Raw genomic sequence first — 20,700 nt, 5'->3', positions numbered from 1 at the left:
GCGCAGGGCTCGGTCGGTCCCGTCGTCCCTGAGAACGCCGGGGTGCGCGCTGCGGGGGTCCCCGTGCGTGGTCGTGCCGTCCGGGCCGTCGAAGACCGGACCGGGAGAGGGCCGCCTCGGTACGGCCGCGGAGCAGACGGCTCCGGCCGCGCCGTCGCGAAGGACGCTCAGTCGAGGCAGAACTCGTTGCCCTCGATGTCCTGCATCAGGATGCAGGACTCGTTGTCGTCATCGGCGTACAGCGTTCGCACGTGTACCGCGCCGAGCGCGACCAGTCGTGCGCATTCGGCCTCCAGTGCGGCGAGACGCTCTTCGCCCACGAGCCCGGTGCCGGCCCGCACGTCAAGGTGCACCCGGTTCTTGACGACCTTCCCTTCGGGAACCCGCTGGAAGAACAGTCGCGGTCCCACACCTGAGGGGTCACTGCACGCGAACCATGAGCCTCGATCCTCAGCCGGCCGCGAACGATGGAAGTCGTCCCACGTGGCGAACCCCTCCGGCGGGGGAGGTGCGACGTATCCCAGAACCTCGCACCAGAAACGAGCGACGCGCTCAGGTTCTGCGCAGTCGAAGGTGACTTGGAACTGCTTGATCGATGACATCGGCGCACCATAGCAGAGGTCCCAGGTGCTCATCTCGCGGTGAGGATCGGCACTTTGGCGGGAGACGGACCAGTGACGCCGTGGGGCTCGTCATCGGCTGTTCTGCGAGCTGTAGGGCTGGAGGAGCTGGTCGACGGGCGCGTAATCGTCGGTGAGCAGGGGGGCGTCGCCGATCCAGGACGTGAGGTCGTCGCCGGTGGCGATCTTCCAGCCGGTCTCCCGGGCGTCCAGTGCTTCCCGCATCGCGCGCAGGTCGACCGTCCGGTCGGAGGCGACCATCACCAGATTGCCCCCCTCGGGGGCGGCGGTCGGGTCGAGGCCGATGTCACCGGGGTCGCCGAGAAGGGCAACGTGCTCGAACGTCTCGCGCAGCGTGGCCGCTTCGGCACGTGCGAAGGCCAGATCACCGTGATCGATGAGGTTGGCGACGTACAGGCCGTCCTCGTCGAGCACTCTGCGCACATCGGTCATCGCTTCCACCGTGGTGAGGTGCCACGGGACGCTGACGCCGCCGAAGGCGTCGCCGACGACGAGGTCGCGGCTGCCGGTGCCGAGTCGCCGCAGGGCCAGACGGCCGTCCTCGGCGCGTACGTCGATACCGTGTTCCGGCCTCGGACCGAGCTGGTCGCGGTCGAGGCGCACGACCCCACTGTCGATCTCCGACACGAGGCTGCGCGTTCCGGGACGCGTGGCCGCGAGGTAACGGGGCAGGGTGAGCCCGCCGCCGCCCAGGTGGTGGGCAGCGAGCGGCTCGCCTTCGGGAAAGGCGGCGTCGACCACCGACGCGATGACACGCACGTACGCGAACTTCAGGAACGTCGGGTCGTCGATGTCGACGTAGGAATGCCGCACGCCGTCCAGGACGAGTGTGCGGCCGCCGTCCCGGTCGGGGTCGGTGACGATCCGTGCACAGTGGTACCTGGTCTCGGCGTCGCAGCCGCCCGGCGCGACCATGGTGGCGAGGCCGCCGGCAACGACCGCCAGCGTCAGGGCAGGGGTGCCGCTCCACCCGCGCATCCGCCATCCGACCAGCGCCGAGCCGACCACCAGCAGTGTTCCCAGGCCGATCAGGATGTCGCTGACCGGCAGCCTCGACACGAGGACGAAACCGGTCAGGACGGTACCGAAGATGGCACCGACGGTCCCGACGCCGGACAGCCGGCCGACGACCGTTCCGGTTTCGGCGAGGCTGGTGAGGCGCAGCTTGGTCACCATGGGCGTCACCGCGGACAGCAGGGCGCCCGGCACGAGGATGGTCAGCGACGCGGTCGACAGGAGCAGCGCGGGGGCCCACTCCGCCGCGCTGCGCAGCACGGCGGGGGTGAGCGCCACGACCGCTCCCGACACTCCCAGCGAAGGGCCCAGGAGCCGACGCGGATCGACCTGGTCGGCTATGCGCCCACCCAGCCACGAGCCCAGAGCGATCGCCGTGAGGGCGATGCCGATCACCATGGTGCTGGTCTCGAGGGTGAGACCGAGGTAAGGAGCCAGCAGCCGCAGGGCGACGATCTCGACCACCAGGACCGCGGCCGAGGACCCGAACACGAGCACGGCAGCGACACGCGGACCCAGGCCGTGGTTTCGAGGCGCGCCCTCGGCAACAGGCGAGGAAGACGATCCGGTCACGGGCGACATCCTTCCATGCGGCTCCCCGGCCGGGCGCCACAGCGAAGACCCCGCGGCCTTCAGGGTGCTTGACGAGGTGCTGCACGGCCGGCGGTGACACGGCGGGCACGGTTGCGTCATCCTCCGCTGCGGCAAGCCGCGTTCAGCCGGACTCCGCCGCGGACGCGGGCGTCTTCCCGCCGAAGAAGCGGGCCGCGCGCGGGGATGGCGGGACGGGTCGTCTTCGTCGGACTGCCCGCCGGCGCGATTCGATGACGCGCGCCGGCGGTCATGGCACCGGTCGTCGCCCGTCCAGGGTTCACCAGCGGCCGTGTTCGGTGCCTTCCTGCCCGATCCGGGGCTGCTCGGACTCATGGCGTCCCGGTGGCCGCTGAAGGCTGACGATCGGCAAGTCCGCGTCATCGAAGTCCGAATGGCGCGGAGCGCGGGATTGCAGCAGCATCGATTCGTACATCCGATCGGCGTGATCGCTCGATCGGGAGTTCTTCCGTGCTCGTGCTCGAAGTGACGGGATGCTCGAGCGGACGGCGCGTGACAGGCGCCGCCCGGATGTGCTGCGGGTGGGGAAGAACATGACGCGAGAAGCGGGACGGCGCGGGGGCCTGGACGAGCAGGCGGTGCTTGTGGCGGCCGGGCTGGCGGATCTGGCGATGAGCACGCTGGGGTCGGCCGCGGGGGCGGTGCGGGGACTGCTGCGCCGCTCGGACGCCGCGGAGCTGGCGGCACAGGCCGAGAACGACCTCGCGGCGCGTGGGCGCCTGGTGCTGGACCGGTACGCGACCGTCCCGCCGGCCCACCTCGAGGTCCTGGCCCGGCATGCCTTGGCTCGGAAAGCTGCTGATGGGGACTGACCGGTGGGAGCCGGCCGCGTTCAAGATCCGCGTCGACGAGGTGGTGCGCCGGTTCGTCGCCCAGGAGGCCGATCGGTTCGCCGCGATCGATCCGCTTCTGGGCCCGGTGGCCGAGCAGTTGGAGACCGCGGTCACGGACGGCAAACGGCTACGGGCGGCGTTCTGCTACTGGGGCTGGCGCGCGGTGGGACAGCCGGACAGCGATGCGCTGGTGCGGGCGGCGGCGTCCATGGAGCTGGTGCACGCCGCCGCGGTCGTGCACGACGACCTCATCGACGACAGTCCGCTGCGGCACGGGCGTCCCACGGCCCATGTCGCTCTGCGCGGCGCCCTGCGACGCCGTCCGCGAGCCGAGGCGGCCGCGAGGTCGCTGGCGATGCTGGTGGGTGATCTGCTGATGGCGCTGGCCGGGCAGTTGTTCGCCACCAGCGGGCTGCCCGCCGCGTACCTCGCCCGGGCCCGTCCGCTGTGGTCGGTGATGGCCCGCGAACTGGTCGCGGGCGAGTGCCTGGAGATCCTGCGTACCGGAACCGACCTGGACACCGAGGCGTCGCTGAAGGTAGTCCGCTACAAGACCGCCAAGTACACCGTCGAGCGTCCCCTGCTGATCGGCGGCGCTCTGGCCGGGGCCGGCGTGCGGCTGCGCGAGGGGTACTCCGCGTACGGGCTGCCGCTGGGCGAGGCGTTCCAGCTGCGAGACGACCTGCTCGGCCTGTTCGGAGACCCGGAACGCACCGGCAAGGCAAACGCCGACGACGTACGCGGCCGCCGTCCCACCGCGCTGCTGGCGGAGACCTGGCGCCTCGCCGGCGACGAAGACCGTGAAAGACTGCACGCCCTGCTGGGCCGTCGCCGCCCGGACGGGGATGCTCTGGACGCGGTCCGTGAGGTGATGCGCCGGCTGAAGACACCCGACCGCGTCGAGGACATGATCAGTGCACGGGTCGAGGAGGCGCTCGGCGCCCTCCACGAGCTGGATGCACCCGCGCACGCCGACGCCGCCCTGACCGCGCTGGCACGGTCGGCGGCGGACCGCCTCTCTTGATCCCCCGTACCTGGCCCTCTCCGGCCGCCCGTGGACGATCCCGTGGAAGAACAGGAGCCCCGCCATGACCTGCACCGAGGCCTCGATGGACGCCCTGCGGCAGGCCGGTGACGAACTCGCCGACGCCACCGTCGCCGCGCTGTTCGAACGCGGCCAGGTGGGCGCGTTCAACACCCTGATGCGCTACGTCTCCACCGCCGGCGCTCCCCTCCCGGAAGGGCTGCCGGACGTGGCCCGCGAGTACCTCGAGGCCACCCGTGTCCCCCCGTCCTGGGTGGACTGGAGCGAGATGGAGAAGGCCCGGCTGTTCTTCATCGACAACAACGTGCACATCTCCACCGCGCTGTCCTTCGCCTCCATGCCCGCCTGTTACGTCGTCCCGCACGTGGCGAAACTGCTGTCGGCCACCCACGGGCTGAAGTACCCCTCCAAACGGATGGCGGAGACAGGCCAGTTCACCGTCTACCTGATGCAGCCCGACGCCTTCGAGGCCGGCAGCCGCTTCATCCCGGCCGCGCAGAAGGTCCGCCTGCTGCACGCCTCCATCCGCCACCACCTCGAGCGCGAGAACCGCTGGGACGTCGCCGCGTCAGGGGTACCGATCTGCCAGGAGGACATGATCGGCGGGCAGATGTTCTTCTCCCTGCTCGTCCTGGACAGCCTGCACCGCCTCGGCATCCACATGTCACAGGAGGGCGCGGAAGCCTACTACTACGCCTGGCGGGTGGTCGGCGCCGTGCTCGGCGTCGACCAGGACGCCGTCCCCGAAACCCTCGACGAGGCCCGCCGGTTCCTCGACCTGTACATGATCCGGCACATGGGGCCGTCCGAGGAGGGCGCGCACCTGACCCGGCAGCTCATCGACCTCTATGAGGAGGTCGTTCCCGGTACCTTCTTCGACCCGATCGTCTCCGCCCTCATCCGTCACCTCGTCGGCGACACCTGCGCCGACTGGCTCGACGTGCCGCACACCCCGTGGGACACCGTCGTCAAAGCCGTGCCCCGTCTTCTCGGCGTCCTGGAGACGATCGAGGACCGCTCCCCCCTCGGGGCCTGGGCCCTGGACCGCCTCGGCCACCTCACCACCGTCTTCGAGCTGTCCTCCCTCACCCGCGGACGCGTCATGCACTACGCCATCCCCGAACAGCTCAAGAAGGACTACGGCGTCTCCGGCGCGGTACCCCGCACCCGCCGATGGACCCCACCGGCCGCCACGGTCTCCTGATCGCCACACCGCTCACACCTCCCTGCGATCGGGCACGTGGACGAAGAACTGCTGCGGCTCCGGCTGCCTCGCTTCGCCAGGCACGTGGTGGACCGGCAGGCGGCGGTCCGGTGGCGGCGGTGGTCAGGGCGCTGCGGACGGCGAGACGGCCGCGCGTCGTGCTCCCCGTCCCTCCCGCTGTCAACGGACCGGCGGTGAAACACGATTGGAGTAGCCGATCAACTGCCCTACCGATTATTCACCGTGGCGGCGCCCGTACTGATCAGCCACGGCGTCGTTGTGACTGGTGAACCGGTCGGCACGGCCGGGATGGCACAGGGGAAGGGATCGGACAGCGGATGAACGGCGTGCGGCGTATGACGGTGGTCGCTTCGGTGGTGGGAATGATGCTGGCGGCGCCTGCGGGGATGGCCACGGCGTATGCCGGTGACAGCGACGCGGGGCCGGGTGGGGTGCTGTCCAACCTGTCCGGCAGGAACTCCTCCGGCCATGCCAATCTCTGCGGCACGGGCAAGGTGGCGCTTCTCAAGGACCGTACCTGCGTGAGCGAGGACACCGGTAAGGGCGGTGGCGGCGACCAGGCGGGCCCCAGCGGCGGGGTCCTGTCCAACCTGGTGTTCGCCCGCAACGCCTCGGGACACAGCAACAACTGCGGCAACGAGACGGTCTCGGTGATGAGCCGGACCACATGCGTCACCGTGGACCGCTCCGGCCACTGACGGGACGGTCCGGCAGAACACCACCGGCGGGGCCGGGGAACCGTGGCGTGGTCCACCACCAGGGTTCCCCGGCCCCTTCCCGGCGAATGACGAGAAAGCAGGCAGTACGGGTGAACACGACCTCGTCCCGGTTGACGATCGGTGTGGTGGCGCCGCTGACGGGACGTCTGGCGCCGCTGGGCAGGCCGCTGACGTACGTCCTGGAGGCGTTGGCACCGCAGCTGCGGCACGTCCGTAACGGCAGCCGCTGCTACGACGTGTCGGCCGTCGTGCGAGACAGCCGCTCCGACCCGGCAGCGGCTCGGCGGGCCGTCCACGACCTGACGACCACCGACCGGGCACACATCGTCCTGACCATGGCCGGGACCCAGGTGCTGCCGGCCGTCGCCGACACCTGCGAGGAGCTGGGGGTGCCTTGCCTGTCGACCACCTTCCCGTGGCAGGCGTACGTGCACTCGCGCGGTGCCGGCCCCGGACACTCCTTCCAGTGGACCTACCACTTCGCATGGGGCCTGGACGACATCGCCACCGTCTTCACCCACATGTGGGAACAGGCCGGCGCCGGACACACCGTCGGCTGCCTGTGGAACGACGACCTGCAAGGCAGCCTGCTGCGCCATGAGCAGTACGGTTTCGCCCCGGTGACGTCCGCGCGCGGGCACACCCTGGTAGACCTCGGTCCCTACCGGGAACCGGCCACGGACTTCCGACAGCAGGTCGGCCGGATGAAGGAGTACGGCGCCGACATCGTCACCAGCGCCGCCACCGCCGCCGACCTGGCCCTCTTCCACCAGCAGGCCCGCCAGGCCGGAGGACGGCCCCGGCTGATCACCTGCTCGCGGTGGTTGACCTACCCCCACACCCACACCACCTCCGTGCCGGGCATCCACGCCGAACTCGCCGACGCACGCGTGGCCACCCTGGTCTACTGGAGCCCCGGCCACCCCTACCGCTCGAGCCTGGACGGCGCCACCTGCGCCGACCTCGCCCACGCCTATCAGCAGGACACCGGCGAATCCTGGCTGCAGCCACTGGGCCTGGCCCACGCCCTCGTGGAAACCGCCCACCGCGCCCTCAGCACGGCCGATGACCCCACCGACCGCGAGGCCGTCGCCCGCGCCATCAAGGGCACCACCTTCTCCACGATCGCGGGAACCCTCGACTGGAAGCAGGGCCCGACCCCCAACGTCGCACTCCTTCGCCTGTCCGGCGGCCAGTGGCATCCGGGCCCTGAAGGCCCCCGCCTTGCCGTCGTCACCAACGCGGGCACTCCCGAGGTCCCCGTCACCGGCGAACTCCTGCTGACGTGACGGACCGGTTCAGGGCCCGCGTGGTCACCGAGTCGATCGCGCACCGCGACCGGTCCGGGTTCCCGCGCGCCCGGTTCGTCGGGGACGAGCCGGTGCGGCTTCGCCCTGACCCGGGCTGCGGACCACTCGGTCCTCGCGGGTGACCTGATGACGACGGCCTCGCCCGTCCGCCCCTGACTCCATGACTGCACACCGACACCGCGGGTGACGCGGGCCCCCGCGTCACCCCGAAGACCGGGCCACCGCTTCGGCACGCCGACGACGCACGGCGAGGGCCGCGATGTCGTCCTCGAGCCTTCCGCCCGCGTAGTGGAGCAGGTCCGCGTGCAGCCGGTCCAGCAGCTCACGGGGCGGCGCCTGGTGGTGCCGCCGCGCCCAGTCCGCCAGCGGGAAGAACTCGCCGGCCCGGTCGCGGGTCTCCGTCACGCCGTCGGTGTAGAGCAGCAGTTGGTCACCCGGGACGAAGGCGACGGTGTCCACGTAGTAGTGGTCTCCCAGGAGCGCCGAGAGATTGAGGGGGGTCGAGGCGAGGGTGGGCTCGAGAACGTGGACCTCCCCGCCGCGCACGAACACCGGGGGCGGGTGCCCGCAGTTGAGGATCCTGACGTGCCCGCCGCCGTGCGGGATCTCGGCGATCAGGGCGGTGGCGAAGTGCTCCGTCTGATCATCGGCGGGGACCGCGGCGCTGTAGCGGGACATGGTGGTCTGGAGCCGGCGGATGAGGGCCCTGAGGTCGGGCTGGTCGTACGCGTTCTCCCGGAAGCAGTTGATCACCGCGGAGGCGACCCCCACCGCCGACAGGCCCTTGCCCCGCACGTCGCCGATGAGCAGCCGGACCCCGTACGGCGTGTCGGCGGCCTCGTAGAAGTCGCCTCCGATCCGGGCCTGCTCCTGGGCCGCCAGGTACAGCGACTCGATCTCGACATCCTGGACCCGGTGCGGCAGCGGCCGCAGCAGCACCTTCTGAGCCGCGTCGGCGACGAGCCGGACCTGGAAAAGCGTCTCCTCCCGCTGGAGTCGCAGATGGCTGGCGTACGCGGCCGTCAAGGTGACGGCGATGATCGCGGCGGCCGTGTACGGCGTCCCCAGATCGGAGTAGACGAAGCTGAGGCCGATCATGATCAGCAGGCAGAACGTCCCCAGCAGGACCGTCGGGAGCACGGGCCACAGCGCGGCGGCGAGGGCGGGTGCCGCGGGCAGCAGGCGGCTGAAGGCGATCTCCCTCGGAGTGGAGAACGCCAGGCCGGCGATGAGGACGGTGACGATCACAGGTGACAACAGCACGGCTTCCCGCCGGCCACCGTTCGGACGATGGCGGCGCCGGAGCCTTCCTGAGCCGATCATAAAACGGATCTTATCGGGATGATGCGGGCACCGATCCGCGACGGCGCAGGTACTCGTGTCCGGGGATCAGCCGCTCGTACGGTCTTCCGCACGGCCGGACGGCAGCGCACGGGCCTTTCGTCGCGCGTCGCGGGTGGCACCACGGGCGCGGCGCACGAAGTGACGGTGGTCGTCGTGGCGCCCGGTCCCGCAGCGGGGGCCGCGATCCCGGTGGGCCGGATCGGACCGGCGTCCGTGAGGGTGCGCGACACGGTGCAGGCGGCCACCGGGCACGGGCGGCCGCGTGTGATTCAGTGGTCGTCCCAGTGCCCTTCGTGGGCGGCGTGCCGATGCCCTTCGTGCACGTAGTCGACATGGTCGCCGTGCGGCACGGCGACATGGCCACAGCCGCTTCCGTGCTGGTGCTCGTGACCCTCGTGCCGCGTGTGACCGGCGGTCGCGCACTCGTCGATGTGCCCGTCGTGCGCGCGGTGGATGTGTCCGTCGTGCACGTAGTCGACGTGGTCCCCGTGCGGGACCGCGACGTGCCCGCAGCCCTCCTCGTGCCGGTGGTCGTGGCCTTCGTGGGCGCGGTGCCCGGTGACGGACGTCATGGCGTACTCCCGATGCGGACCGGATGGGCGGCCGCCCGTCCGACGGCCGCTGCGGCGCTACCGAATCAACATAGGGTGACGCGCGCGGCCACGCACGCGGAGGAAGGACGAGGAGCACCCGGAACACCGTCCGTCCGTCCGGCGGTCGGGAGGGCCGTGCGGGACCTCTCCCCGGATCGCCGCAGGGCTCCTTGCGGGCGGCCGTGGACGGCCGGTGGCCGGGCGCGTGGCGCCCGGGGGACGGCCGGTGACGACCGGGACGGCACCCTGACGGGTCCGGCCCTCCGAAGCGGACGCCTCCCCTGCGGGCTCATGTCCCGGCGGGAGCGCGGACTCCGGGCGTGCCGCCCATGACCGCCACCAGTACGGCGCTGTCACCGAACTGCCAGACCGGTACGACATGGGCGAAGCCCGCCCGGCGCAGCAGTTCGGCGTGCCGGTGCGCCGTCACCCTCGCGTCGCCCCCGCCCCCGGTGCGGGCCGCCCGGCGCCGCCCGCGCTCGTCGAGCAGGTCGGCCAGTTCGGGGTCCCGGGCCGCGCCGTCCCACCAGGACCGCCAGTCCTCCCGTGGGCGGCTGCCCGTACGCTCCGACCTGCGACGGCCCACATGGGCGGTGAGGGCCGAGCACGCCGGCGCGTCCGGCGGGAAGTGGTCCCCGTTCACGAGGACACCGCCGGGGCGCAGCAGGGACGCCAGGGAGCGGTAGGTGCGCAGCAGCGCCGGCTCGGGCAGGTAGTGCAGCGCGGTCGTCGAGACGGCGGCGTCCAGGGGACGTTCCAGTCCGAGGGCCCGGGTCCAGCCCTCCTCGCCGATGACGGTGTCGACGTAGCGGGCGGCGTCGGCGTGGTGCGTCCGCCCCAGTTCCAGCAGCAGGGGGTCCATGTCGGCGGCGACGATCTCGGCGTCCGGGAAGCGGGCGGCGAGCCTGGCGGCCAGGGAGCCGGGGCCGCACCCCAGGTCGAGCAGATGGGGGCGGGCACGGCCGTCGGTGGTGTGCTCGACGACGTCCGCGATCACGGAGAACCGCTCCTCGCGGTCCACCGCGTACCGCTCCTGCTGCCGTTCCCAGCGTTCCACCCACATCCTGGCCGTCTCCATGCTCACGCCCATCGCTCGCGCCACCTCATCCGTTCCTCGTCCGTCCGTGGGCACGGACGAATCTACAGGTGGAAACGGTTATCAGTTGCCATTCACGTCAACGACGCGAGGACGGTCAGCAGACGGTCGATCTCCTCCGCCGTGTTGTACACGTGCAGGCTCACCCGCACCGACCCGTCCCGCTCGTCGGCGCCGGCCTGGCAGAGGCTGTCGGCGCGCACCATGAAGCCGTGGCTGAAGAGGATGAACCCCAGGTCGTCGGAGGGGATGTCGCGGTGCCGGAAGGTGACGATGCCGTGGCGGCGCTGGGCCGCGGGGAGTGCGGAGCCGGCGGCCAGGCTCGCCGGGCAGCCGAGGACCTCGTACGGGCCGAGGCGCCCGAGCCGGTCGGTCAGCCGGGTGGTGAGCGCGGTCGTCCAGCGCGCGATCCGTTCGACCCCGGCGGCGTCGAGCCAGTCGAGCGCGGCCCGCAGGGACACGATGCCCGCCGTGTTGGGCGTGCCCTGCCAGCCGTCCGGCCGGAACACGGGCCCTCGCGCGTTGCGTGCCCAGACCGCCCCCGAGCCGGGCAGGGCCATCGCCTTGTGCCCGGAGAAGACCACGAAGTCCACGTCCAGCGACGGATCGTCGAGACGGACGGGCAGGTGGCCGACGCTCTGCGCCGCGTCCAGGCAGATCGGCACGTCCGGGCCGACCGCCGCGCGGACGCGGTGCACGTTCATGTCGCCGCCGTAGACGTGGTGGACGTGGGTGACGGCCACGAAGCGGGTCCGCGGGCCCACGGCCTCGCCCAGGGCCCGGTGGTCGTAGTCGCCGGAGACCGTCTGGTACGGCAGGGCGCGCACACGGACGCCGACGCCGCGTTCGGCCAGCAGCCGCCGGGCCTCGAGCCAGGGGTCCAGGTTGGCCCGATGGTCGGCGTACGGCACGAGGATCTCGTCGCCGTCGGTGAGGTACGGGACGAGCCAGTCGCGGGCGACGGTGCGCAGGCCCTCGGTGGTGCCGCTGGTGAAGTGGACGCCGGAGCGGTCCGGTTCGGGGTCGTGGAGGAACTCCTTGACCCGTTCCCGGGTCGACTCCACCAGCTCCGTGGTCCGGTTGGCCCAGGGATAGGTGCCGCGTCCCGCGTTGGCGTTCGACGTCGTGAGATAGGTCTGGACGGCCTCCAGTACGGCGCGCGGCTTCTGGGACGTCGCCGCGCTGTCGAGGTACGCCAGCTCCGGATGGGCGGTGACGATGGGGAACTGCTCCCTCAGCTCCCGCTGCCGGATCGGGTCGTCCGGCTCCACCCCGGCGAGCGGGCGCCCCGCGCTCACTCGCGCACCAGCGGTGCGCCCGCGTCCCGCCAGGCGACGATCCCGCCGGCCAGGCTGCGGACGTCCGGATGGCCCATCCGGGTCAGCGCGGCGGCGTAGCGCAGCGACTTCTCGCCGACGGGACAGGCCAGCAGGACCGGCGTCCGCTTGCTGAAGGGGAGCCCGCCGCGGAGCAGTTCCTCGAACAGCTCGTCGACCATGTTGACCGAGCCCTCGATGTGCAGGGCGGCGTAGGCGTGCGGGCTGCGCAGGTCGACGACGAGCGGCCGGGGATCACCCTCGACGGTCCAGCGCCGGGCGTCGTCGACCCCGATGACGCGGGCCTCCGCGCGTGCCTCGGCGTCGGTGACGGCCGACACGGACCGCCCCCGGTCCGCCCGGCCGAAGAGCTCCGGGCGTCGCTGACGCACATAGCTCAGGTAGCTCTCGGCCCGGTCGCACACGATGAAGACCGCCGTCCGGCGCTCCCCCGTCCCGTCCAGCTCGGCGTCGGCGTGCCGCAGGTGCCGGACCGCTCCTTGGTAGGCGGCGCCTCCGGTCGGTCCCGACAGCAGTCCGCAGCGCCGGATGAGGGTGAGCATCCCGTCGATGGCCTCGCCGGAGGTCACCGACTCGATGGTGTCGTACGTCGCCGGGTCGAACAGGCCGACCTGGTGGACCTCGTCGATGGTGCGGATGCCGGGGATGAAGTCCGACTTGTGGGCGACCAGGCCGAGGACCCGCACTTGCGGGTCGTGCTCGCGCAGCACCCTGGCGACGCCGGTCGACGAACCGGCCGTGCCGACACAGGCGACGAACCAGTCCGGCGCGCGCCCGTCGAGGTCCTTGACTATCTCGGGCCCGGTACCCGCCGCGTGGGCCTCGACGTTGCGCGGGTTGAAGTACTGGTCGGTGTGCAGGTAGGTGCTCCCCGGGTCGGAGAGCGCCCGGTGGAAGTGAGTCAGCGGGTCGTCGGTGTCGGTCGGGTCGAGGCACTCGCTGCGTCCGGGCAGTTCCTCGATCTCCGCGCCGAGGAGCAGCAGGAGCTCCTTGATCTCGGGTACGCGCATGCGGTTGGTGACGCTCTTGAACCTCAGTCCGTGCAGGCCGGCCAGCAGGGCGAGGGCCTTGGCCGTGTTGCCGCTGGAGAGTTCGACGACCGTCCCGTCGCCGTCGGCCGCGGCCTCCAGGTGGGGCCGGGCCATGTGCCAGGCGGGCCGGTCCTTGACGGACCCGAACGGGTTGAGCATCTCCAGCTTGGCGTAGAGGTCGATGTTGCGCAGCTCGTGCACGCCGGGGTCGATGCGCACCAGAGGTGTGTTGCCGATGGCCTCCGTGATGCTGTCGTACCTCATCCGGGTGTTCCCCCCAAGGGTGTGATCGGCCAGTACTCCTCGTCCAGGCACCAGCGCCAGGAGTCGCCCCGCCGCTCCACCGCGACCGTCCGCGCGGCGGGCTGCCGCTGCGCGTGGTGGGCGTGGAAGTCCATGGCGTATCCGGCGGTGTTGGCGAAGGCCAGCAGATCCCCCGCGCGCGGCAGCCGGGGCAGGAAGACCAGGCGCCGGGTGATGAGATCGCCTTCCAGGCACAGGTTGCCGGTGAGGTAGACGCCGAAGGGTTCCTCCTCACCCGCCGCCGCTTCGCCACGCGGCAGCAGGACGGGGTCCACGAGGACTCCGTGCTCCTCGAAGCTCATGTCTCCCGCGTTCATGCCGAGGCGCACCACGTGGTGCCCGGAGTCCGTGTCCGCGGGCCGTACGTCCAGCACCCGCGCCAGTGACAGCCCGCACTGGTCGACCAGGGAGCGGCCGGGCTCGATGTGCAGGTCGTGGAGGTGTTCCAGGAGGAGGGTGGCCGGCGGCCGGCCCGACGCCGGTGCGGGCAGGGAGAGCAGCTCGTCGAGGTAGCCGGGGCCGGCGGTGGGACGGTGCGCGGGGTACAGCGCGGCCGCCCCGCGGACCGTGCCGCCCTCGTTGCGCAGCCCGTAGCCGTGGCCGCGCCAGGTCAGTGGCGGGCGGACACCGAGCACCGCCTCGCTCAGCGCGGTGGTCCACCGCTCCCACTCCTCCGCCTCGGCGACGTAACCGACGCCGAATCCGCCCCCGATGTCGAGGGCGCGCGGCGCCAGTCCCCGTGCCCGGCACTCGTCCATGAACAGCACGCACTGCTCCAGCGCCCGTGCCTTCTCCTCCACGCCGGTGGTGTCCAGGTGGTAGGCGGCGCCGGTGAACTCCACGGCGTCCGCGTGGCGTTCGAGCGCCGACAGCAGCGCCTCCGCGTCCCGCACCGGGGTGCCGAAGCGGCTGCGCCGGGAGAGCAGCCGGGTGCCCGCTCCCCCGTGGCCGGCGGCGGACTCGAATCCGGACAGGCGCACCAGTACGGCGACCCGGCCGAGACCGTGCGTGCGCACCAAGCCGGAGAGGCGTTCCAGCTCTCCGGCCGAGTCCAGGTTCACCGTCGCCCCCACGCGCGCCGCCAGCCAGAGGAATTCGGCGTCCTTGGGGCCGGTGGCCATGATGCGGTCCCCGGTGAATCCGCAGCCCAGCGCGTGTCTCAGTTCCTCCAGGGAGGCGACGTCGACACCGACGGCGGCCGGGTCCTCGGCCGCCAGCCGCCGCACCAGGGCACCGGACCGGTTCGCCTTGTGCGCGAAGTACACGCGCCCGCTCAGACGGTGGCGGCGGTAGACGGCACGGAAGCGGGCGGCGTTCCGGGCGACGGTCTCGGGGAGCAGCACGTTGAGCGGGGACCCGAGCGCGTCGACGAGCGCGTGCAGGAAGGGCCGGTCCGCCAGCAGTGAGGCGAGCCGCGGATCCACCCTCGGCCTCAGATACAAGGGCGCATCCACGTGAGCCCCCTCCCCGTGTCGGCCGACCGCCGTCGCGACGATCGTTCGGGAGTAGTCGTTTCCAGGTACACCCGTCCCTAAGCCTCACCGGACCATGCCCCTGGACGGCGTCCCGCGCCCGGGAGGGGGTGGGGGTGTGCGGTCGGGCGCGCCGCCGGGGTGGTTGGTGCATCCCTCCCGGGTCTCCTCTTCCGTGGCGCGGCCTTCCGCATCGACCGCGCCGGCACCGGTCGCACGACCCGTGCCCGGGACCCGGGGGCGAGGCCCGCAACCCGAAGGCGTCCTGTCGCGGCCGCTGAAGCCGTCCTCCGGCGGCGGTCCGGACGGGGTGCCGGTGTCCCGGTCGGTCGGGGTGAGGGCCGGCGGCGGTCCGGCCGGACCCGTGGCCGGGTTCGTGCTCAGGCCGCGTCGAGCCGTCTGTGACGCCGGCCGTGTGTGCGGCGCGCGCCGTGTCCCTGCCTGCCGCCGGGGATCAGGTGCAGGTGCCGACGACGGGCGTGGCGGGGTGGCCGTGCGGTGCGGACGAGCCATTCCTCGATGCGGCTCATGGTGTACAGCAGTGCCGCCATGATCGGCAGCAGCAGGCACGCGATCAGGATCACCGGTCCCCCTTCACGGCAGGCGATCCGTCAGCGGGTGCCCCCGCCCGGTCCGGTGACGGCGCGCAGGTGTGAAGGTGCTGTGTCCGTTGTTCTCGGAGCGTCCCCGCAAAGGGGCTGCCGCGTCACCGGCGGCCCGCAGGTCCGGCGGCACCGGCCCGGGCGCGCACTCGCGGGCGCCGGTGGCAGGCTCGCCGACCGGCCACGCGCCGGCTCACGAGGGGGCCGTCCCACCGGACGGAGCGGAAGCGAGGAGCAGCGAAACCACACTTATGAAAATGATTGTCATCATGCTACGGTCATCGCACACCCGATCTTGACCGAGCACTGCCCCGGAGTGTCCCCGTGCGCCTCCCCGCCCGTTTCGTCCCCCTCACCGCGGTCACCACCGCCTCCCTCCTGCTCACCGGCTGCTTCTCCGCGGCGTCGGACGCCGACGGCTCCTCCGAGGGCGAGAGCCGTCGCATACGCGTCGCGATGATGCAGCCGCCGCGCTCGGGGCTCTCCCCGCTCTCCGACGACGCGTTCAAGCTGTCCCGCTGGTCGACCGCCGAGACCCTGGTGAAGCTGGACGCGGACGGCGACGCCGAGCCCGCCCTCGCCACCGGGTGGAAGCAGTCCGGACGCAGTTGGACCTTCACCGTCCGGGACGGTGTCACCTTCCACGACGGCACCGACCTCACCGCCGAGGCCGTGGTCGACTCCCTCACCCGCGCCGCCACCGCGTCCCCCAAGCCGCGCATCCTCGACGGCGTCGACATGACCGTGAAGGCCGACGGGGACGAGGTCACCGTCACCACCGCCGAGGAGGACCCGCTCGTCCCGCAGCGCCTCAGCTCCCCGCAGCTCGCGATCCTCGCGGCCAAGGCGTACGAGGGGAAGACCGTGAACCCGGTCGGCGCGGGCACCGGCCCCTTCGAGCTGACCGAGGTGAACGGCACGTCCTCGGCGACCCTCGACCGCTACGACGACTACTGGGGCGGCAGGGCCAAGGCCCCCGGCATCGACGTCCGCTTCGTGCCCGACGGCACCGCCAGGGCCGCCGCCCTGCGCAGCGGCGAGGCCGACATCGTCGAGGCGGTCCCCGTCTCGCAGGCCGCCGTGCTCGACCAGGACCTGATCACCGAGGTCCCCATGCCGCGCACCAACACCCTGTACCTGAACACGGAGAAGGGTGCTTTCAAGGACGCCTCGCTGCGCGCGGCCGCGCGGGAGGCGATCGACGCGAAGTCCCTCGTGGACGGCGTGTACGAGGGACGCGCCGACGTCGCCGAGGGCCTGCTGGGCCCGGCGCTCCCGTGGGCGGCCGGACTGCGCGAGCCGGTCGAGGGCCGGGCGAAGGCCGGCGACCCGGCCGGGAGGACCGTCACCATCGGCACCTTCACCGACCGCGCCGAACTCCCCGAGGTCGCCGCCACCCTGCAACAGCAGCTGCAGAAGGCCGGTTTCGAGGTGAAGCTGGAGATCCGCGAGTACGCGAACATCGAGTCCGACGCGCTGGCCGGCCGGTTCGACGCGTTCGTCCTGTCCCGGGCCACCGTCCTCGACTCCGGCAACCCGGCCGCCTACCTCTACAGCGACTTCGCCTCCGAGGGATCCTTCAACATCTCCCAGCTGGCCGACCCGGCGGTCGACAAGGCGCTGCGGAAGGCGTCCTCGGCGCCCACCGGTGACGCGCGGCGCAAGGCGGTCATCGAGGCCGAGGCCGCCGTGCTCGCCACGGACGCCGCGGTGCCCATGCTGCACGAGCGGGTCGTCCAGGGCGACGCCGCCGGGGTCACGGGCGCGGCCCACGACCCGCGCGAGCGGGAACTCGTCACCATCGACACCCAGGTCAAGTGAGGTCCCGCACCCGTGGACGGGCCGGCGCGGCCACGCTGACCCGTCTCGTCTGCCTCACCGCCGTACTGGCCGCCGTCGGCCTGCTGCCCTGGCTCTCCGGCCGCGACCCCGCGCTGACCGTGCTGCGGGCGCGGTCGGCCGAGCAGGAGCCCACCCGGGAGGCCCTGGACGCGGTGCGCCGTGACCTCGGCCTGGACGCGGGCCCCCCGTCGCTGCTGGGTGACTGGCTCGCCGGGCTGGTCCGCGGCGACCTCGGCACCTCGTGGGTCTCGGGCACCGACGTGCTGCCGTCCGTGCTCTCCGGTCTCCAGGTGTCGTCGGGCCTCATGGCCGCCGCCCTCGCGGTCGCGGTCCTGCTCGCCTGCGCGCTGGTCGCGCCGGTACTGGTGCGCGGCCGGGGGTCGGCGGGCGCGTTCGGCGCCATGCTCGCCGCGGTGCCCGAGTTCCTGCTCGCCACGGTGGCGCTGCTGGTGTGCGGGGTGTGGCTCGGCGTGCTGCCGACCTCCGGCTGGCAGGGCCCGCAGTACCTGGTCCTGCCCGCCGTCGCCCTCGGCGTCCCGGCGGGCGGACTCCTCGGCCGCCTGGTCGCGGACGCGCTGCCGACCGTGCTGGACGAGCGCTGGGTGGAGCTGTGGCGGGAGGCCGGGGTGAGCCGGACGCGGATCGCGGCGGCCGCGCTGCGGCGCGTCCTGCCGCCGCTGGTCCCGCAGTTCGGCATGGTGGCCGTCGGCCTGACCGGCGGGGCGGTCGCCGTGGAGACGGTGTTCGCGGTGCCCGGCATCGGCCGTACGGCGCTCGGAGCGGCGAAGTCCCAGGACCTGCCGCTGCTCCAGGGTGCCGTACTCGCCCTGCTGGTGCTGGGACTGGCCGCGGGCGCGCTGGCCGCACTCGTACGGCGCCGCCTGCTCGGCCCGGCGCTGCGCGACGCGGGCCTGACGCCGCCCGCGCCGCGCCCGGTGCGGGCGCACCCGGCGGTCCCCGCGGCGCTGGGCGCCGTCCTGCTGGCCGCCATCGGCTGGGGACTGCTGCGCGACCCGTACACCGTGGACACGGCGGCCCGGCTGCTGCCCCCGTCGTGGACGCATCCGCTCGGCACCGACGGACTCGGCCGGGACGTCCTGGCCCGGCTCGGGCACGGCGCGACCACGACGGTCGGCACGGCCCTCGCCGTGTGCCTCGCGAGCCTGCTGCTCGCGCTGGCCCTCGGATTCCTGCCGCACGTGGCCGCCGGGGCCTCCGACATCGCCAACGCGCTGCCACCGGTGATCGTCGGCGTCCTGGTCGCGGCGGCCGTGGGCCCCGGTACGGGCGGCGCCGCCCTCGCGGTCGCGCTGGTCTCCTGGCCCCCGCTGGCCGCGCACGCGGCGGCCCTGGTGCAGGAGGTGCGCGCGTCGGCGTTCCTGACCGCCCAGCGCGCCATCGGCGCCACCCCGTGGTGGATCCTGACCCGCCACGTCCTGCCGTCGGTGGCCGGCCCCGTCGCCCGGCACGCGGTCCTCCGCCTCCCCGGCATCGCCCTCGCCCTCGCCTCCCTGGGCTTCCTGGGACTCGGCGCGCAGCCGCCCGCCCCCGAGTGGGGCCTGCTCCTGGAGGAGTCCCGCGCGTACGTGGAGCGGGCCCCGTGGGCGGCGCTCACCCCGGCGGTCGCCCTCGCCCTGCTGGCCGGTCTCGCCGTGGCGGGAGCGGCGTACGCCCAGGGACGCACCGTGCCGCGCGCCTCCCGAACGGCCCCCGGCCGCACGGCCGCATCGCCCGGCTCCCCCGCCCGTCCCTCCCGGAAGGAGGCCTCCCTTGACGGCAGCGCCACCTGACACCGACGCCCTCCTCTCCGTACGCGGTCTCGGCGTCTCCCTGCACGGGGTCCCGGTCGTCAGCGGGCTGACCTTCGACGTCCGCGCCCGGGAGGTCCTCGCCGTGGTCGGCGAGTCGGGCGCGGGCAAGTCCCTCACGGCACGCGCGCTGCTGGGCACGGCCCCCCGGGGCGCCCGCGTGACGGGGAGCGTGCGGCTGCGCCGCAGCCCGGGCGCGTACGACGAACTCGTGGGCGCCCCGGCCGCGGCCCGCGCCGCCCTGCGCGGCCGCCGCACGGCCCTCGTCCCGCAGGACGCGCTCTCCGCGCTCTCCCCCGTGCATCCCGTGGGCGACCAACTCGCCGCCGCCGTACGGTCGGTGGAACGCGTCTCGCGCACGCAGGCCCGTGCGCGGGCGGTCGCCGCGCTCGACCGGGTGGGCATCGCGGACGCCGCACGCAAGGCGCGGGCGTATCCGCACGAGTACTCCGGCGGGATGCGTCAGCGCGCCGTCATCGCCATGGCCACGATCAACGAGCCGGACCTGCTGATCGCCGACGAGCCGACGACCGCGCTGGACCCGGACCTCCGGGAACAGGTGCTGCGGGTTCTCGGCGAGCAGCGCGAGGCGGTGGGCGCCGCCCTCGTCCTGGTCACGCACGACCTGGGGACGGTCCGCGACCACGCCGACCGCGTGCTCGTGATGTACGCCGGACGCCAGGTCGAACAGGGTCCGGCCCGACCCGTGCTGGACCGCCCCGCGGCGCCGTACACGGCGGGGCTGCTGGCGTCGCTGCCGCCGGGCGGGCCCGGTGGGCGCAACGCCCGCCGGCGTCTGCCCACCATCCCCGGCGCCCCGCCCGCCTTCGGCCCTCTCCCGCCCGGCTGCGCCTTCGCGCCCCGCTGCCCGCTGGCCGACGACCGCTGCCGGCGCGAGGAGCCACGGCCCCAGGCGGCCGGCGACGGCCATGAGGTCTCCTGCCACCGCCGGGAGGACGTACCCCACCCGGCGACCGAGCTGTTCCTGGAGCGGTCCGTATGAACACCCCCGTGATCCCCGCGCCGCGCCGCGCCGCGGACGACCCGCTGCTGGACGTCCGCGACCTCGTCGTGCGCTACGGCCCGGTCACCGCCGTGGACCACGTCTCCTTCACCCTGGAGGCGGGCGAGACCCTCGCCCTGAACGGCCCGTCGGGCTGCGGCAAGTCCTCCACGGTCGCCGCCGTGCTCCAGCTGCGCCGCCCGGACGCCGGCGAGGTCCGCTTCGAGGGCCGGGAGCTGACCGCGCTCACCGAACGCGAACTGCGTCCGCTCCGCCCCCGGATGCAGCCGGTCTTCCAGGACCCGTACGGCTCGCTCAGCCCCCGCCACCGCATCCGGGACGCGGTGGCGGAACCCCTGCGCGTCCAGGGCCGCTGGAGCGACGCGGAGGGCCCCGCCCGGGTCGCCGAACTCCTCGGCCGGGTCGGCCTGGACCCCGCCCACGGCGACCGCTTCCCGCACGAGCTGTCCGGCGGGCAGTGCCAGCGCGCGGGCATCGCACGGGCGCTGGTGTCCGGGCCCCGGCTCCTCGTCCTCGACGAGCCGGTCTCCGCCCTCGACCCGTCCGTCCGGGCCGGCGTCCTCAACCTGCTCGCCGGCCTCCAGGAGGAGCTGGGGCTCGCGTACCTGTTCATCTGCCACGACCGGGCGCTGGTACGCCACTTCGCGGACCGGACGATCGACATGCGCGACGGCCGCCTTGTAAGGGGGTAGCCGTCCGCCCCCGGCCGTGCTGCCGTCGGCCCGGTGCCGGACGGCCCTCCGGCGGGGGCCCGGCGCCACGGCTCCGGGCCCCTCCATCCGCGTCCGGGCCGGCCTCGCGGCACGCACCGCCGTAGCGCACGACCAGCGGAAAGACGTCGCCGAACCG

The 20,700-nt window shown here is 73.2% G+C and carries 18 protein-coding genes; 9 read left to right on the top strand and 9 right to left on the bottom strand.

Going from position 1 to position 20,700, the window contains the following annotated elements; genetic code table 11:
* Positions 1–167: 167 nt before the first annotated feature.
* Entirely contained in the window at positions 168–602 is a 435-nt protein-coding gene (locus tag AB0A94_RS15535) for a VOC family protein (RefSeq protein WP_361744492.1), read from the bottom strand.
* Positions 603–692: 90 nt separating this feature from the next.
* Positions 693–2,228: a fused MFS/spermidine synthase gene (locus AB0A94_RS15530; protein WP_361744490.1), complete on the bottom strand. Its 1,536-nt coding sequence runs from the start codon at positions 2,226–2,228 to the stop codon at positions 693–695.
* A gap of 572 nt (positions 2,229–2,800) precedes the next feature.
* Here AB0A94_RS15530 and AB0A94_RS15525 point away from each other — a divergent pair.
* The 5 genes from AB0A94_RS15525 (at position 2,801) to AB0A94_RS15505 (ending at position 7,378) form a co-directional block, all read left to right on the top strand.
* Positions 2,801–3,079, top strand: coding sequence for a polyprenyl synthetase (locus AB0A94_RS15525; protein ID WP_361744488.1), 279 nt, complete (start codon positions 2,801–2,803; stop codon positions 3,077–3,079).
* The gene (locus AB0A94_RS15520; protein ID WP_361744486.1) at positions 3,069–4,124 is read left to right on the top strand and encodes a polyprenyl synthetase family protein; all 1,056 of its coding nucleotides are present in this window, start codon (positions 3,069–3,071) and stop codon (positions 4,122–4,124) included. The genes AB0A94_RS15525 and AB0A94_RS15520 overlap by 11 nt, the downstream gene beginning before the upstream one ends.
* A 64-nt stretch (positions 4,125–4,188) precedes the next feature.
* Positions 4,189–5,349 carry an oxygenase MpaB family protein gene (locus AB0A94_RS15515; RefSeq protein ID WP_361744484.1) on the top strand — a complete coding sequence of 387 codons (1,161 nt, stop codon included), beginning with the start codon at positions 4,189–4,191 and terminating at the stop codon, positions 5,347–5,349.
* Between the two features lie 338 nt (positions 5,350–5,687).
* Positions 5,688–6,068 (top strand): hypothetical protein, encoded by a 381-nt coding sequence (locus AB0A94_RS15510; protein ID WP_361744482.1) that lies wholly within the window; start codon positions 5,688–5,690, stop codon positions 6,066–6,068.
* 110 nt (positions 6,069–6,178) lie between these two features.
* Complete coding sequence (locus AB0A94_RS15505; RefSeq protein ID WP_361744480.1) at positions 6,179–7,378, top strand: ABC transporter substrate-binding protein; 1,200 nt, start codon at positions 6,179–6,181, stop codon at positions 7,376–7,378.
* 222 nt (positions 7,379–7,600) lie between these two features.
* Here the strand turns inward: AB0A94_RS15505 and AB0A94_RS15500 are convergent, their stop codons facing one another.
* The 7 genes from AB0A94_RS15500 to AB0A94_RS15470 all read right to left on the bottom strand — a co-directional run bounded on the left by AB0A94_RS15500 (position 7,601) and on the right by AB0A94_RS15470 (position 15,159).
* Positions 7,601–8,722, bottom strand: coding sequence for a PP2C family protein-serine/threonine phosphatase (locus AB0A94_RS15500; RefSeq protein WP_361744478.1), 1,122 nt, complete (start codon positions 8,720–8,722; stop codon positions 7,601–7,603).
* 290 nt (positions 8,723–9,012) lie between these two features.
* On the bottom strand, positions 9,013–9,315 hold the full coding sequence (locus AB0A94_RS15495) for a hypothetical protein (RefSeq protein WP_361744476.1): 303 nt from the start codon (positions 9,313–9,315) through the stop codon (positions 9,013–9,015).
* A gap of 310 nt (positions 9,316–9,625) precedes the next feature.
* Positions 9,626–10,426, bottom strand: coding sequence for a class I SAM-dependent methyltransferase (locus AB0A94_RS15490; RefSeq protein ID WP_361744474.1), 801 nt, complete (start codon positions 10,424–10,426; stop codon positions 9,626–9,628).
* Positions 10,427–10,506: 80 nt separating this feature from the next.
* A complete protein-coding gene (locus AB0A94_RS15485) occupies positions 10,507–11,703 on the bottom strand; it encodes an aminotransferase class V-fold PLP-dependent enzyme (RefSeq protein WP_361744640.1) in 1,197 nt (398 codons plus the stop codon).
* A 23-nt stretch (positions 11,704–11,726) separates the two neighbouring features.
* Positions 11,727–13,064: a pyridoxal-phosphate dependent enzyme gene (locus AB0A94_RS15480; protein WP_361744472.1), complete on the bottom strand. Its 1,338-nt coding sequence runs from the start codon at positions 13,062–13,064 to the stop codon at positions 11,727–11,729.
* Positions 13,061–14,557, bottom strand: a complete 1,497-nt coding sequence (locus AB0A94_RS15475; protein ID WP_361744470.1) for a Y4yA family PLP-dependent enzyme — start codon at positions 14,555–14,557, stop codon at positions 13,061–13,063. Before AB0A94_RS15475 ends, AB0A94_RS15480 begins: the two co-directional genes overlap by 4 nt.
* A 398-nt stretch (positions 14,558–14,955) precedes the next feature.
* Positions 14,956–15,159: a hypothetical protein gene (locus AB0A94_RS15470; protein ID WP_361744468.1), complete on the bottom strand. Its 204-nt coding sequence runs from the start codon at positions 15,157–15,159 to the stop codon at positions 14,956–14,958.
* A 342-nt stretch (positions 15,160–15,501) separates the two neighbouring features.
* On the opposite strand from AB0A94_RS15470, the gene AB0A94_RS15465 reads away from it, so the two are divergent.
* From AB0A94_RS15465 to AB0A94_RS15450, 4 genes are read left to right on the top strand one after another with little or no spacing between them, the layout of a single operon-like run.
* Complete coding sequence (locus AB0A94_RS15465) at positions 15,502–16,998, top strand: ABC transporter substrate-binding protein (protein WP_361744465.1); 1,497 nt, start codon at positions 15,502–15,504, stop codon at positions 16,996–16,998.
* On the top strand, positions 16,995–18,809 hold the full coding sequence (locus AB0A94_RS15460; RefSeq protein WP_361744462.1) for an ABC transporter permease subunit: 1,815 nt from the start codon (positions 16,995–16,997) through the stop codon (positions 18,807–18,809). The genes AB0A94_RS15465 and AB0A94_RS15460 overlap by 4 nt, the downstream gene beginning before the upstream one ends.
* On the top strand, positions 18,790–19,830 hold the full coding sequence (locus tag AB0A94_RS15455) for an ABC transporter ATP-binding protein (RefSeq protein ID WP_361744459.1): 1,041 nt from the start codon (positions 18,790–18,792) through the stop codon (positions 19,828–19,830). Before AB0A94_RS15460 ends, AB0A94_RS15455 begins: the two co-directional genes overlap by 20 nt.
* Complete coding sequence (locus AB0A94_RS15450; RefSeq protein ID WP_361744456.1) at positions 19,827–20,543, top strand: dipeptide/oligopeptide/nickel ABC transporter ATP-binding protein; 717 nt, start codon at positions 19,827–19,829, stop codon at positions 20,541–20,543. Before AB0A94_RS15455 ends, AB0A94_RS15450 begins: the two co-directional genes overlap by 4 nt.
* Positions 20,544–20,700 lie beyond the last annotated feature (157 nt).

The organism is Streptomyces sp. NPDC044984 (genome assembly GCF_040646935.1).
Lineage (GTDB): Bacteria > Actinomycetota > Actinomycetes > Streptomycetales > Streptomycetaceae > Streptomyces.
The sequence above is the reverse complement of the archived record's forward strand: the minus strand, read 5'-3'. Positions and strand labels throughout refer to the sequence as shown.